The 13928-nt window shown below is 66.6% G+C and carries 16 protein-coding genes and 1 tRNA gene; 16 read left to right on the forward strand and 1 reads right to left on the reverse strand.

What is annotated here, in order from left to right:
• Window positions 1-4: 4 nt before the first annotated feature.
• The 8 genes from ABIR74_RS00370 (at window position 5) to heR (ending at window position 8904) form a co-directional block, all read left to right on the forward strand.
• Window positions 5-874 carry an ABC transporter permease gene (locus ABIR74_RS00370; RefSeq protein ID WP_348174627.1) on the forward strand — a complete coding sequence of 290 codons (870 nt, stop codon included), beginning with the start codon at window positions 5-7 and terminating at the stop codon, window positions 872-874.
• A gap of 7 nt (window positions 875-881) precedes the next feature.
• Window positions 882-2930 (forward strand): ABC transporter ATP-binding protein, encoded by a 2049-nt coding sequence (locus tag ABIR74_RS00375; RefSeq protein WP_348174628.1) that lies wholly within the window; start codon window positions 882-884, stop codon window positions 2928-2930.
• The gene (locus ABIR74_RS00380; RefSeq protein ID WP_348174629.1) at window positions 2927-4039 is read left to right on the forward strand and encodes a Zn-dependent alcohol dehydrogenase; all 1113 of its coding nucleotides are present in this window, start codon (window positions 2927-2929) and stop codon (window positions 4037-4039) included. The genes ABIR74_RS00375 and ABIR74_RS00380 overlap by 4 nt, the downstream gene beginning before the upstream one ends.
• A 75-nt stretch (window positions 4040-4114) precedes the next feature.
• The gene (locus ABIR74_RS00385; protein ID WP_348174630.1) at window positions 4115-4642 is read left to right on the forward strand and encodes a formaldehyde-activating enzyme; all 528 of its coding nucleotides are present in this window, start codon (window positions 4115-4117) and stop codon (window positions 4640-4642) included.
• The gene (locus ABIR74_RS00390; RefSeq protein ID WP_348174631.1) at window positions 4642-5751 is read left to right on the forward strand and encodes a mandelate racemase/muconate lactonizing enzyme family protein; all 1110 of its coding nucleotides are present in this window, start codon (window positions 4642-4644) and stop codon (window positions 5749-5751) included. Before ABIR74_RS00385 ends, ABIR74_RS00390 begins: the two co-directional genes overlap by 1 nt.
• On the forward strand, window positions 5751-6881 hold the full coding sequence (locus tag ABIR74_RS00395; RefSeq protein ID WP_348174632.1) for a Zn-dependent alcohol dehydrogenase: 1131 nt from the start codon (window positions 5751-5753) through the stop codon (window positions 6879-6881). The genes ABIR74_RS00390 and ABIR74_RS00395 overlap by 1 nt, the downstream gene beginning before the upstream one ends.
• 2 nt (window positions 6882-6883) lie before the next feature.
• Window positions 6884-7996, forward strand: a complete 1113-nt coding sequence (locus ABIR74_RS00400) for an alcohol dehydrogenase family protein (RefSeq protein ID WP_348174633.1) — start codon at window positions 6884-6886, stop codon at window positions 7994-7996.
• A gap of 122 nt (window positions 7997-8118) precedes the next feature.
• A complete protein-coding gene (gene heR / locus ABIR74_RS00405; protein ID WP_348174634.1) occupies window positions 8119-8904 on the forward strand; it encodes a heliorhodopsin HeR in 786 nt (261 codons plus the stop codon).
• An 83-nt stretch (window positions 8905-8987) separates the two neighbouring features.
• Here the strand turns inward: heR and ABIR74_RS00410 are convergent, their stop codons facing one another.
• A complete protein-coding gene (locus ABIR74_RS00410) occupies window positions 8988-9590 on the reverse strand; it encodes a thymidine kinase (protein ID WP_348174736.1) in 603 nt (200 codons plus the stop codon).
• A 126-nt stretch (window positions 9591-9716) separates the two neighbouring features.
• Here ABIR74_RS00410 and ABIR74_RS00415 point away from each other — a divergent pair.
• From ABIR74_RS00415 to rplL, 8 genes are all read left to right on the forward strand, one after another.
• A tRNA-Met gene (locus tag ABIR74_RS00415) sits at window positions 9717-9790 on the forward strand.
• A 36-nt stretch (window positions 9791-9826) separates the two neighbouring features.
• On the forward strand, window positions 9827-9988 hold the full coding sequence (rpmG, locus tag ABIR74_RS00420) for a 50S ribosomal protein L33 (RefSeq protein WP_348174635.1): 162 nt from the start codon (window positions 9827-9829) through the stop codon (window positions 9986-9988).
• A gap of 124 nt (window positions 9989-10112) precedes the next feature.
• A complete protein-coding gene (secE, locus tag ABIR74_RS00425; protein ID WP_348174636.1) occupies window positions 10113-10439 on the forward strand; it encodes a preprotein translocase subunit SecE in 327 nt (108 codons plus the stop codon).
• Between the two features lie 7 nt (window positions 10440-10446).
• Window positions 10447-10980: a transcription termination/antitermination protein NusG gene (nusG, locus tag ABIR74_RS00430; RefSeq protein ID WP_348174637.1), complete on the forward strand. Its 534-nt coding sequence runs from the start codon at window positions 10447-10449 to the stop codon at window positions 10978-10980.
• Window positions 10981-11125: 145 nt separating this feature from the next.
• Window positions 11126-11551: a 50S ribosomal protein L11 gene (rplK, locus tag ABIR74_RS00435; protein ID WP_348174638.1), complete on the forward strand. Its 426-nt coding sequence runs from the start codon at window positions 11126-11128 to the stop codon at window positions 11549-11551.
• The gene (gene rplA, locus ABIR74_RS00440; RefSeq protein ID WP_348174639.1) at window positions 11548-12282 is read left to right on the forward strand and encodes a 50S ribosomal protein L1; all 735 of its coding nucleotides are present in this window, start codon (window positions 11548-11550) and stop codon (window positions 12280-12282) included. Before rplK ends, rplA begins: the two co-directional genes overlap by 4 nt.
• A gap of 216 nt (window positions 12283-12498) precedes the next feature.
• Window positions 12499-13245, forward strand: a complete 747-nt coding sequence (rplJ, locus tag ABIR74_RS00445; RefSeq protein WP_348174640.1) for a 50S ribosomal protein L10 — start codon at window positions 12499-12501, stop codon at window positions 13243-13245.
• Between the two features lie 62 nt (window positions 13246-13307).
• Window positions 13308-13691: a 50S ribosomal protein L7/L12 gene (gene rplL / locus ABIR74_RS00450; protein WP_348174641.1), complete on the forward strand. Its 384-nt coding sequence runs from the start codon at window positions 13308-13310 to the stop codon at window positions 13689-13691.
• The last annotated feature ends 237 nt before the right edge of the window (window positions 13692-13928 follow it).

Consider the following 13928-nt stretch of genomic DNA (forward strand, 5'->3'; position numbering starts at 1 on the left):
CGGTATGAGCGAAGCCGCGGCTGGGATCCAGCCGCGCGAGCGGGACATCGCGCGACGCGAGACGCTGCGCCAGCTTGCGAAGTCGAAGACGCTCATCGCCGGTGTCCTGATCGTCGGCTTCTGGGTTGCTTGTGCGCTCTTCGGCTCGACGATCGCTCCCGACGATCCGCTGGAGTTGACCGACGTCGTCCTCGCCCCGCCGAGCGGAGCTCACTGGTTCGGGACCGACGCGCTCGGGAGAGACGTCTTCTCCCGCGTGATCGTCGGCGCGAGCGAGACGCTCAAGATCGCGCCACTGGCGACGCTGCTGGGAATCGTGCTCGGCACGACGATCGGGCTCATCACCGGCTATTTCAGAGGAATCGTAGACGAGTCGATCAGCCGTGTGATCGATGCGTTTCTCGCGTTGCCGCTCATCGTTCTCGCAGTCACTGCGCTCGTCGGGCTCGGCAGCTCCAACACCACGCTGATCATCGTGATCGGGGTCGCCTTCACGCCGATCGTCGCTCGGACGGTGCGGGCAACGGTGCTCGGGGAGCGAGAGCTCGACTACGTGGACGCGGCAAAGCTGCGTGGTGAGGGTTCGGGGTACATCATGTTCGTCGAAATCCTCCCGAACATCACAGGCCCGATCATCGTCGAGGCGACCGTACGGCTGGGCTATGCGATCTTCGCCGTCGCCGGTCTGACCTTTCTCGGCTTCGGCGTTCAGCCCCCGTCGCCGGACTGGTCGTTGCAGATCGCCGACAACTACCAGCTCCTCAGCTCGGGAACGTACTGGTGGACGGTGCTGTTCGCTGCGCTCGCGGTCTCGAGCCTCGTCGTCGGTGTCAACCTGATCGCCGACGGTCTCCAGCAGGTGCTCGACCGGTGAGGCGCTCATGACGGACGTTGTCACCGCCGACGCGGCGCTCGAGATCGACGCCCTCGACGTCGTTTATCGCGTCAGAGGTCGTGACCGCCAGGTTCTCCGCGGGCTAACGCTGAACGTCGAGCGAGGCGAGGCGTACGGCCTCGTCGGCGAGTCGGGATGTGGGAAGTCGACGGCGGCGCTCGCGATCATCCAGTATCTCCCTCGCAACGGATTCGTTCGGTCCGGGGCAATCCGGATCGACGGTCGGGACGTCCTGGCTCTGTCCGGGAGTGAGCTGCGACGCCACCGTGCGACCGCCGTCTCGATGGTCTACCAGAATCCCGGTGCCGCCTTGAATCCGTCGGTTCGCATCGGGAGCCAGGTCGCCGAGGTATTCAAGGTGCTTGGTGTGACCGGCTCAGATGCGGACGATCGATCACGTGCGGCGCTCGAGACCGTGCAGATTGCCGATCCTGGCTCGGTGATGAAGAGATACCCGCATCAGCTCTCGGGAGGCATGCAGCAGCGCGTCATCATCGCTATGGCGCTCGCGACCGACCCTGCGCTGCTCATTCTCGACGAACCGACGACAGGACTCGACGCGACGGTCGAGGCCGAGGTGCTGGACCTCGTCGCTGGCTTGCAGTCCGAGCTCAAGACCTCCGTTCTCTTCATCAGCCATAACCTCGGGATCATCCAGAAGATGTGCGACCGGGTCGGCGTGCTCTACGCCGGACGACTCGTCGAGGAGGGTGACACGGAGTCGCTCCTCAACGATCCGCGTCACCCGTACACGGTCGGCCTCCTCCGTTGCGTGCCGCGTGGAGGCGTTCGGAAGGACCACGGGCGGCTCGACACGATCCCGGGCTTCATGCCCAATGTCGGCGACGATCTCCCCGGCTGTGTGTTCGCGAGTCGTTGCACGCTCGCGGAGGATCGTTGCCGTACCGAGGAGCCCGATGCCCACGTCGTCGGGCTCGCACACCTGAGCCGCTGCCATTTCCACGATCGCGCGCAGACGCTCCCGCGGGAGTTCAGCGCCGATCTCGTGTTGCCCGATGTCGATCGCTCCGGCGCGCCGCTCCTCCGGTTCGACGATCTCGGCAAGGTCTTCGCCCAGGGAGGACACGACGTCCATGCCCTCGTTGGGGTGTCGGCTGCGATCTGGCCCGGCGAGACGCTAGGTCTCGTCGGTGAGTCCGGAAGTGGGAAGACGACGCTCGCCCGCACGCTGCTCGGGATCATCGCACCGACGTCCGGGGCCGTCATGTTCGACGGGCGCGACCTCGCCGGAACGCTCGGGAAGCGCTCGGCATCCGACCTCCGCGAACTCCAGATCGTCTTCCAGAACCCCGACTCGGCGTTGAACCGGCGTCACCAGGTGCGGCGCATCCTGCGGCGTGCGCTCCGGAAGCTTGCGGGACTGACCGGGAAGCAGGCGGACGCGAGAATGCTCGAGCTCATGCACTCCGTGCGGCTGTCGGAGCGATACGTCAGCGCTCGCCCGAGCCAGCTCTCGGGAGGGCTGAAGCAGCGCCTCGCGATCGCTCGCGCGTTCGCGGGTGACCCGAAGCTCGTCGTCTGTGATGAGCCGACATCGGCGCTCGACGTGTCCGTTCAGGCCGCGATCCTCAACCTGCTTGTCGAGCTCCAGGCCGAAAAGCGCGTCTCGTACCTCTTCATCTCGCACGACCTCGGGGTCGTGCGCTACGTCTCCGACAGGATCGCTGTTCTCTACCTCGGTCGGCTGATGGAGCTCGGGCCGTCCGAGACGATCTACGACGGTCCTCACCATCCCTATACCGAAGCCCTCCTCTCGGCTGTGCCGACGATCGACGGGGAGGCCCGCGAGCGGATCAAGCTCGACGGCGACATACCGAGCGCGTCGAACCCGCCAACTGGCTGCGTCTTCCACACGCGCTGCCCCCGCCGCATCGGCGCAATCTGCGACGATGTCGAGCCCCCGCTGATCGACGTCGAGGAGAATCACCTGATGCGCTGTCACATCCCGCTCGATCAGCTTCGCGCTCTGCAGAGCGATCGAACGTCGCTGAAGTCGACGATTACGACCACGTGAAGGTCCGCGCCGCGGTTCTCGAGCGCACGGGCGCCTCTCTCGAGGTTGTGTCTCTCGACCTCGCTCCGCCGGGACCGGCTGAGGTGCTCGTCCGACTCGAGGCGAGCGGGGTCTGCCACTCCGACTTCAATGCGATCGACGGTACGGCCGAGACCCGATGCCCCGCAGTGCTCGGCCACGAGGGCGCGGGTGTCGTCGAGGCCATCGGCCCGGGCGTGACACGGGTCGTCGTCGGTGACCACGTTGCGCTTTCCTGGGCGCCGTCGTGCGGTATGTGTGGCGAGTGCCTGCGGGACCTGCCGCAGCTCTGCTCGACGGCCTGGCCGGCCATGGAGACGGGTGGCTTGATGGACGGGACGACCCGACTCTCTCGCGACGGCGAGCCCGTCTTTCACTACTCGTTCCTGTCGACGTTCGCCGAGGCCTGCGTCGTGCCCGAAAAGTCGTGCGTCCCGATTCCGAAGGACGTTCCCTTCGACGTGGCAGGCCTCGTCGGCTGTGCGGTGACGACAGGAGTTGGCGCGGTCTGGCGAACCGCAGGCGTTCGGCCCGGCGACCGAGTGGCGATCATCGGGTGCGGCGGTGTCGGCCTTTCTGCCCTGATGGCAGCGCTGGCGGTCGGTGCGGAGCCCGTGATCGCGGTCGACGCGGCACCCGCCAAGCTCGAGACCGCTCGCAGCTTCGGTGCCTCCGAAGGCGTCCTCTGGGCGGGCTCGGCGGAGGCGACTGCGGAGGCGATCCGAGAGGTTTCGGGCGGTGGCGTCGACTACGCGATCGAAGCGACCGGGCGGCCCGAGGCGATGGCGGCCGCGTTCCTCGCGACCCGGGCGCGTGGTGCCGCAGTGTTGATCGGGATTCCAAGGGCAGACGCCACGCTCACGCTGCCAGCGCTCTCGATCCCTCGGATGGAACGGCGGGTGCTCGGGTCGATCTATGGCTCGTCGCGCCCCGAGCGCGACTTCGGTACGACCCTCGCCCTCTACCGCTCGGGCCGTCTGCCGCTCGATCGACTCGTTTCGCACCGCCTGTCTCTGGACGAGGTCGGGCGCGGGTTCGAGCTGATGAGGAGCGGCGATGCCTTGCGCGTTGTGCTCGATCTCAACACCTGACCCGTTCGGAGACTGCAGACGTGACCCTCACGGAACGCAGGAAAACCTGACAATCTCGAGGCCCGAGGGAGAGCGATGAACCTGGACGAAATGGACGGCCGGATCGGCGAGGGCTGGAGCGGCGAGGCGCCAAACGGGAGCCACGTCAACGTCGTGCTCGCACGCCGGGGCAGCCCGACGGCAGCGGCAGCGCTGACGATGTTTGCGCAGCCGTCTCCCGGTCACACACCTGTGCTGTGCTGCGTCGGCCCAAGTCAGCAGAGATACGAGCCGATTTGGCCGCCGACCCTCATGATGAACAAGGCGACCGCCACCGACGATCGCCACCAGACGATCACGTGGGGCGCGGCCCAGCTCGGTATCGGGCAGGGCGTGCTCGACTCCGTGGCTGACGGTCTCGTCGAGGCTACGGGCGACCTGTACGTGCTGGTGGCCGTCTGGGTCGATCCGCGAGCAGACGACGAGACGGCTGTGCGCGTGGCGAATCGGGAAGCGGTGCACAAAGCGATCGGCGTCTGCGTTTCGGGACGGGACCCGGATGCTGCAGCGCGCATTGTGGCCCAGCGCGACACGCTCACGAATCCGTTCTACAGCGGCAGCTGATGCGCATCACATCCGTCGAGGCACGACGCTACCGCGTCGACTTCGACCCGCCGTTTCGCGCAGCCTGGGATCCGATCCCACGCGATCATCAGGTTGCAACGCTCGTCGGTGTCCACACGGACGAGGGCCTCTCGGGATGGGCGAGCGGTGATGCACTGCCGGATCGCGCCCTGCTCGAGTCATGTCTCGTCGGCGTCGACCCGCTTCGGACGGAGCTCGTCCGTGAGATCGGCGAGACCGTTGACTTCCACGGCAGCCGCCCCTGGATCGCCGAGGCTGCAGTCTGGGATCTCGTCGGCCAGGCGACGGGCCAACCCGTCTGGAGGCTCCTCGGCGGCCGCTCCGACCGTCTCCTTGCCTACGCGTCGAGCGGCGAGCTCGTCGAGCCAGACGAGCGCGCTCGCCGGTGTGTGGCGCTGCGCGACGCCGGAGTCAAGGCGGTCAAGATTCGCTTTCACCACGCCGACTGGCGCGACGACGTGGCCGTCGTCGAGGGTGTACGCGATGCAGTCGGGAGCGATTTGCAGCTCATGGTGGACGCCAACCAGGGGTGGCGGATGCCGGGTGATCTCGAGCCGCGCTGGGACGTCGCGACTGCGGCTCAGGTCGCCCGAGCGCTCGAACCGCTTGGCATCTACTGGCTCGAGGAGCCGTTGCGAACCGACGACGTCGACGGGTACGCCGCGCTGCGTCGGCTGACGAGCCTCCGGCTGGCAGCGGGCGAGATGGTGCGCTCCGCGCAGGAGGCGCGTGACCTCGTCGTCCGGGGCGGCATCGACGTCCTGCAGTGCGACGCAGTTCTCTCGCTCGGGGTCGGAGGTTGTCGCCGCGCCGCCGGCCTCGCGGATCTGATGGGGCGGTCGTGGTCGCCGCACACGTGGTCGAACGGTTACGGCCTCCTCGTCAACCTCCACGCAGCTCTCGCGTTCTCGACCGTGCCGTTCGTCGAGGTGCCGTTCGATCCTCCCGCGTGGTCGGCGGAGCGGCGCGACTGGCTCCTGCCGGCGCCGATCCAGATTGCACCCGATGGGACGATCGCGCCGCCCGAAGGCACGGGCTTAGGAGTGACGCCAGACCTGGACGCGCTCGAACGCTGGAGGATTGCCTGATGCGCATGCGGGCTGCCGTGCTGCACGAGCCCGGACATGTCGTGGTCGAAGAGGTCGAGCTCGACTCTCCGAGGGCCGGCGAGGTGCTCGTGAAGGTTGCCGCCGCGGGCGTCTGTCACTCCGATCTCCATCTCGTCGACGGCCATCTCGGCGACGGCCGCTGGCCGATGGTGCTAGGCCATGAAGGAGCCGGTGTCGTCGAGGCCGTCGGGGAGGGGGTCACGCACGTGGTGGTCGGCGACCCGGTCGGCTTCTCGTTCGTTCCGTCCTGTCGCAAGTGTCCTGCGTGCCTCGCGGGGCGTTTCAACATGTGTGGCCCTGCCGGTACGAACGGCGCCAAGGGGGCGCTGATGGACGGCACATCGCGGCTGAGCCTGCCCGACGGGACGATGCTGCAACACGGACTGATGACGGCCTGCTTCGCGGAGCACACGGTGGTCGATGGCCGTGGCGCCGTGAAGCTTCCGCCCGGGCTGCCGCTCTGGCAGGCGGCGCTCCTCGGCTGCGGTGTGATGACGGGGTTCGGCGCCGTCCGCAACGTCGGTCGCGTGAGTGCGGGGGAGAGCGTCGCCGTGATCGGCTGCGGCGGGGTCGGCCTCCAGGTCGTTGCCGCCGCGGCGCTCGCCGGCGCGTGGCCGCTGATCGCGATCGACCGCGATCCGGCCAAGCTCGAGATCGCGCGTCGGCGTGGCGCAACCCACGTGATCGACGCGACGACGACTGATCCCCGGGAGGCCGTGCTGGAGTTGAACGCCGGGGGCGTCGATCATGCGTTCGAGGTAGTCGGTAGCTCCGAGACGATGCGCCTCGCGTGGGAGCTTCTGCGCCCGGCGGCCACTGCGGTCGTCGTCGGCCTCGCACCGGCGGGTGTCGAGGTCTCTTTCCCCGCGATCGACTTCCTCGCCGACAAGGGCATCCGCGGCTCCTACTACGGCTCCGGCGACCCGGCGGCCGACCTGCCTGCGTTGGCCGAGCTCGCGGTCACGGGCGAGCTCGATCTGTCTGACGTCGTCACCCATGTCTCGGACCTCGACGGCGTGAACGCCGCGCTGGAGAGGCTTCGTCGTGGCGAAGGAGCGAGAACGGTGCTCGTGCTCGATTCCCAACTCGCGGGTCCACCGAGTCTCTGAGCATGGCTACGACCTCGCTCTCGCGTCTTCCCGAGGTCATGCGCGGCGTCGTCCTCACGGGCCACGGCGGCACCGACCTGCTCGTCTATCGCGAGGACATCGCCCTCCCGCTCGTCAATGACGACGAGGTTCTCATCGAGGTGGCGGCAGCGGGCGTCAACAACACGGACATCAACACGCGGGTCGGTTGGTACTCGAAGGAGATCGCTACGGGGACGGACGCGGCGAACGTCTCAGCAGAGGACGACAGCGTGCCACCGGACGGTGCGTGGTCAGGCGCGCCGCTCGCGTTCCCGTTGATCCAGGGTGCGGACTGCTGCGGGAGGATCGTCCGTGTCGGTGCCAGCGTCGCCGCAACCCGAATCGGTCAGCGAGTCCTCGTTCGACCGATGATGCGCCCGCCCGCCTCCTCGCCGCTCCCGTACTGGACGCTCGGGTCCGAGTGTGACGGAGCGTTCGCCGAGTACGTTGCCGTACCCTCGCGAGAGGCGTACCGTGTCGAGTCCGCCTGGTCGGATGTCGAGCTCGCCTCGCTTCCGTGCGCGTATTCGACGGCGGAGAACCTCCTCCACCGCGCTGCAGTCGTAGCAGGAGAACGCGTGCTCGTCACAGGCGCCTCCGGTGGTGTTGGCTCTGCCGCCGTCCAGCTCGCGAAACGCCGCGGCGCCGAGGTCGTTGGCGTCGCTTCGCCCGAGAAGGCGGGAGCGGTGCGCGCCCTCGGCGCCGAGGCCGTCATCCCACGGGGGGACGAGCCTGCGGTCGTGCTCGGACCCGCGAGCATCGATGTGGTCATCGATGTCGTCGGCGGCCCGGGCTGGCCACCGCTGCTCGCGGTGCTCCGCAACGGGGGCCGGCTTGCCACCTCGGGAGCGATCGCCGGGCCGGTCGTCGCGCTCGACCTGCGAACGCTCTACCTCAAGGATCTGACCCTCCTCGGCTGCACCGTCCAGGAGCCGATCGTCTTCGAGAATCTCATCCGCTACGTCGAGCGTGGCGAGATCGAGCCTGTCGTCTCCCGCACCTACCCCCTGCGGGAGATCGTCCGAGCGCAGGAGGAGTTCATCACGAAGTCGTTCACCGGCAAGCTCGTGCTTGTTGTCGCGCCTTCCGTGTAGGGCGCCACCATGGTCGGGTGCTACGCGACGAGCGAGAATCCCTCCCCGCGTACACCTAGCCCGCCTGTACCGTTGCCTGTGGCGCTGCATCCTCGCCTCGCCCGTCGAACTCAAGGTGTCCGATGCCTGGTAGCCACAATCCAACTGCGATCGCAACGGGGGTCAACGACGAACGCCTCGCCCGGCTTCGCCGCTGGAACCTTGGCCTGACATTTCTGCACTTCGGCCAAGCCGCTCTGATCCTGTTCCTGACCAGCGATTTCGCGATCGCGGTGACATCGAATTTCCCGGAGGGCCCTCCGGGAACAGCCGTGCCGGCACCCTCGACACTGTTCGACGTGAGGATCGGATGGGCCGTCGCGGTCTTCCTCGGCCTGGCGGGCCTGGATCACCTGCTCACGTCCACCGTGGCGCGGGACACCTACGAGCAGGACCTGCGGCACGGCATCAATCGCTTCCGCTGGATCGAGTACTCCGTCAGCGCCACGATCATGGTTGTGCTGATCAGTTTCTACTTCGGCATCACGTCGATCAACGCCGTGATCGCGATCGCCGGTGCCAACGTCGCAATGATCCTCTTCGGTTGGCTCCAGGAACGAATGAACCCTCCCGGGCGTACTTCGACCACCATGCTGCCCTTCTGGTTCGGGACGATCGCGGGGATCGCTCCGTGGGTGGCGATCGCCGTCAACGTCTTCGGCTCGTCGACGATCCCAATCGGTGTGTACGCCATCTTCATCGTTCAGTTCTGCTTCTTCTTCAGCTTCGGCCTCAACCAGTGGCTTCAGTACCGGGAGATCGGCCGCTGGGCCGACTACGCGTTTGGGGAGAAGACCTATCTGGTGCTCAGCCTCGGAGCGAAGTCCTTCCTGGCCTGGCAGATCTTCGCCGTCTCACTCGCCTCCTGAGGCGCCCAAGAACGTCGTTGCGAGCCGTGACCGACCGGCGGCACGGCCCACGCTGAAGGCCGGATGCCGCTGCCCTCAGATCCTCAGGCCACCAAGGGTTCTGCCACGATCAGATCCCCTTGGCGCGCTTCATGGCAGTCTCTGCAGCGAGCCTCGTACGAGTCGAGTGCCCCGACGACGATCGTCTCGCCCGAGTACGGCGCCGGACGCCCGTCGACGAGTCGTTGCGTCGTCGTGGCCGTGCCGCCGCAGCGGTGACACACTGCCTGCAACTTGTCGACGAACTCGGCGTGGGCGAGCAGGTCGGGCATGACGCCGAATGGAAGGCGGCGGAAGTCCTGATCGAGGCCTGAGACGACGACCCGGACGCCGCTGTCGGCGAGCGCGAGCGCTGCGTCGACGACAGCTCGGTCGAAGAACTGCACCTCGTCGATGCCGATCACGTCGTGGCCGGCGGAACGTGCAACGAGCTCCGGGACGCTCTCGACCGAGACCGCCCGCATCCGTGCGCCGGCGTGGGAGACCACGTCGGTTGTGTCGTAGCGGTCGTCGATGCGCGGCTTGAAGATCACGACCCGCTGGCCGGCGATCTCGGCCCGGCGAAGGCGCCGGATCATCTCCTCGCTCTTGCCGGAGAACATAGGCCCGCAAATCACCTCGAGCCAGCCGCCGCGCTGTGGGGGAATCCTGATCACGGTGGCAGAGGCTACTCCCACCGTCGGTCGGACGACCGCCCGTGTGCCGCTCCGGTCGACGAGCCCTCTTCATGCGATATTGCTAGACTTGGGCGCTGCTAGACTGCGGGACTGCTCGGCGGCGTAGCTCAGTTGGTTAGAGCAGCGGAATCATAATCCGCGTGTCGTAGGTTCGAGTCCTACCGCCGCTACCTCGCACGCCCTTTCCCACAACACGAGAAGAAGCCATGGCAACCGGAGTCAGAGTCGCAATCACGCTCGCCTGTGTCGACTGCAAGCGGCGGAACTACCAGACCGAGAAGTCGAAGCGGAACTCCCCCGACAGGGTCGAGTTCAAGAAGTACTGCCGCTGGTGCGGTTCCCACACGATCCATCGGGAGACGCGCTGATGCGCCTTCGCGGTACCTTCGACCGGAAACCCCGTAGGAGACTGGCGCAGCCTGTCCCGGCAGCGGCCGGAACGTTTACCAGCCTGTGGGGCATCCAGGCGAACCGTCTCGGGTCGAGCGTCTAATGGCCGACGAAACCCGGAGGCAGAGGCGGGACGCGCGTCGCGCGTCTGGTGACGCCGCTCCGAACGAGCCCCGCAACGTCCCTCAACCGGTTGCTGCTGCAGGCGGCGGTGGATCCGTCGCGCCCGTCGAGCAGGATCCGAAGCGCCGCGGCGGCTTCGTCCGTGAATCATGGGCCGAGCTCCACAAGGTGGACTGGCCGAACCGCGCCCAGGTAATCCAGGGCACCGTCGCCGTCATCATCGCCGTTGCGATCATGGGCGCATATCTCTGGGGGGTCGACCAGGTCGTCCGCCCCTTCGTCCGCGACGTCCTTCTCGGGCAGTGAGGCCAACATGTTTCTCTGGTACGTGATCAACACCTACTCCGGGCATGAAAAGAAGGTCAAGACGAACCTCGAGCACCGGATCATTTCGCTGAACCAATCACCCCGGTTCCGGCGCGTCGTCGTGCCGACCGAGCAGGTGATCGAGACGAAGGACGGCCAGAAGGTGCAGACGGAGAAGCGCGTTCTGCCGGGCTACGTTCTCGTCAACATGGATCTCAGCGATGAGGCCTGGATCGTGGTCAAGGGAACACCCGGTGTCACCGGGTTCGTCGGCGCCGGCGCGAAGCCGGTACCGCTCTCCCAGAACGAGGTCGACCGGATCCTCCACACGGCGGGTGCGGGCGGCGGGCCGGCAGCGAAGTCGCAGGCCCAGTTCGTCCTCGGCGAGTCGGTCAAGGTCACGTCCGGACCGCTCTCCGACTTCGACGGCGAGATCGTCGACGTCAACCCTGACGCCCAGAAGCTCAAGGTACTCGTCGACATCTTCGAGCGCCAGGTCCCGGTCGAGCTCGGTTTCGACCAGGTTAAGAAAATAGATTGAGCCACGAAAGACTGCAGCACAAACCGTAGGGGCTAGGCGTAGTCTCGTCTCAGCGAGACGAAGCCTCGCCCGCAGGGCATCGCAATACGTTCCAGTAAACGATAGACGGGAGGAGGGGCGAGCAGCCCCGACTGCACTCACGCATATGGCAAAAAAAGTACTCACAGTCATCAAGCTTCAGATCCCGGGTGGCCAGGCCAACCCGGCGCCGCCGGTCGGTCCGGCACTCGGCCAGCACGGCGTCAACATCGTCGAGTTCACGAAGGCCTTCAACGCGCAGACAGCACATGAGAACGGCCGTATCATTCCGGTCGAGATCACGGTCTTCGAGGATCGTTCCTTCACGTTCATCACGAAGACACCGCCGGCGGCCGTCCTGATCAAGGAGGTGCTCAACCTCCAGTCGGGCTCGGCAGAGCCGAACCGGGTGAAGGTCGGCAAGCTCACACAGGATCAGCTCCGCTCAATCGCCGAGACCAAGATGCCCGACCTGAACGCGAACGACATCGAGCAGGCGATGAAGGTGATCGCCGGAACCGCCCGGTCGATGGGCGTCGAGGTGGAGGCATGAGCGGCCACGGGAAGCGCTACCAGGCAGCGCGCGCCAAGATCGACCGCGAGAACCTCTACACCCCGGTCGAGGCGATCAAGATCCTCAAGGAGATCGAGGGTGCAAAGTTCGACGAGACCGTCGAGGTGCACTTCCTCCTCGGGCTGAACGTTCGCCATGCGGACGAGCAGCTGCGCGGGACTCTCATGCTCCCCCACGGAACCGGCCGCGTCACGCGTGTGGCGGTTTTCGCGGAGGGCGACAAGGCTCGCGAGGCCGAAGAGGCCGGGGCCGACGTCGTCGGTGCTGCGGATCTCGCCGCCAAGATCGAGGGTGGGTTCGTCGATTTCGACGTCGCGATCGCGACGCCGGATCAGATGGGCAACGTCGGCAAGCTCGGTCGCGTCCTCGGTCCTCGCGGCCTGATGCCGAACCCGAAGACGGGCACCGTCACCTTCGACATCGCGAAGGCCGTCTCCGATGCGAAGGCCGGCAAGCTCGAGTACCGCACCGACCGCGGCGCGAATGTCCATGTCGCGATCGGCAAGAAGAGCTTTGACGAACGGCAGCTCGTCGAGAACTACGCCGCGCTTGTCGAGGAAATCGTTCGTGCGAAGCCCTCATCGGCGAAGGGCCGGTACATCAAGGGCATCACGCTGACGTCCACGATGGGGCCTGGTCTGCACGTCGATCCGTCGCGCACGCGGGGAATCGTCGAGGAGCTCGAGGAGGCCGAAGCCCTGGTGGGTTGAGGCGCGAGCCTTGCCCAATGATGTTTTTCTGACATGCCCGTCGCCGAAGACAGCCGGCAGCCGCCCTTTCGTGGGTGGCGGAAGCCCGGCCGAGGTGCGCTCAAAGCGTAGAACGGACCTGTGGGTGTCTCCCGAAAGAGCAGGGGAGGCACCCCAGGGCTGTTCTTCTCTCGAGCCCGCCTCCGTGCGGGCTCGATGTGCGAGAGGAGGTGAAAGATGGAGAAAGCAGAGAAAGAGAAGGTGATCGCCGAGCTGACCGACCGACTGAAGTCGGCGGATGCGCTGATCGTGGCCGATTACCGCGGTCTCACGAACAGCCAGCTCGCAAGCCTGCGGGTCGAGTTACTCAATCACGGTGCCAAGCTGAGCGTCGTCAAGAACACGCTCACGCGGCGTGCCGCCGAGGCGGCAGGAGCCGATGCGTTGCTGGCCCTCCTCGAGGGCCCGACAGCGATCGCGTTTGTCGAGGCGGACGGAAACCCCGTCGCGGTAGCGAAGGCGCTGAGCGACGCGGCAAAGGAGACGAAGATCCTCACGTTGCGCGGTGGCGTGCTGTCGGGTAACCCGATCAGCGGTCCCGACATCGAGAGTCTCGCCAAGTTGCCGCCGCTCGACGTCCTGAAGGCACAGCTCGTTGGAGTGATCGTCGCTCCGTTGAGCCAGCTCGCTGCGGTGCTGAACGCGCCGTTGCAGAACCTGGTTGGCCTGATCGACGCCCGGATCACGCAGCTCGGAGGCCCGGACGCCGTCGCGGACGCAAGCCCGACCGAGGAAGCACAGGCCGAGGAGGTCGTTGCCGAAGCGGCTGTGGCCGAGGAGGTTGTTGCTGACGACGCTGCGGCCGAGGAGGTCGTTGCCGAGGAGCCGGCCCCCGAGACCGTCGCGGAAGCGAGCACCGATGACGCCGCCGAGGCAGCCGACGAATCGGCGGCCGAGGTCGAGACAGAAACCCCGGAGGCGTAGGGGCGAGGCATGCCTCGTACGCTTCCATCCAAAACCACACACGTGAGAGGAAACAACAAGCAATGGCTACGGATACGGCAAAGGTTCTCGAGACGCTCGGCAAGATGACCGTGCTCGAGCTCGTCGCGCTGAAGAACGCGATCGAGGAGGAGTGGGGCGTCACTGCCGCAGCTCCGGTGGCAGTCGCAGCGGCTGCACCCGCGGGCGGCGGCGACGGTGGTGCCGCAGAGGAGAAGGACTCCTTCGACGTCGTCCTCACGGCGGTCGGCGACAAGAAGATCCAGGTGATCAAGGTCGTACGCGCGATCACCGGCCTTGGTCTCAAGGAGGCCAAGGATGTCGTCGACGGTGCCCCCGGCCCGGTCAAGGAGGGCGTCACGAAGGACGAGGCCGAGAAGCTCAAGGCCGAGCTCGAAGAGGCCGGCGCTAGCGTCGAACTGAAATAAGGCACCACAACCGGGGTCAGGTCTTGCATTGCAGCATCCAAGCGGTGCTGAGTTCGCTTGGCGGTCTGAGATGTTGCAATGCAAGACCTAACCCCACTTTGCTACGCTTCACAGCGGACGCTCCGCCGACGCCGCCCGAGGGCGGTTGCGGTGGCGCATGCGCGTCCGCTATTATCGTCCGTTCCGAGCGTTCTTGCTCCTTCGACCCTGCACGCCGTTAAGGGAGGCTGTCGCATC

The organism is Gaiella sp. (genome assembly GCF_039915195.1).
Lineage (GTDB): Bacteria > Actinomycetota > Thermoleophilia > Gaiellales > Gaiellaceae > Gaiella.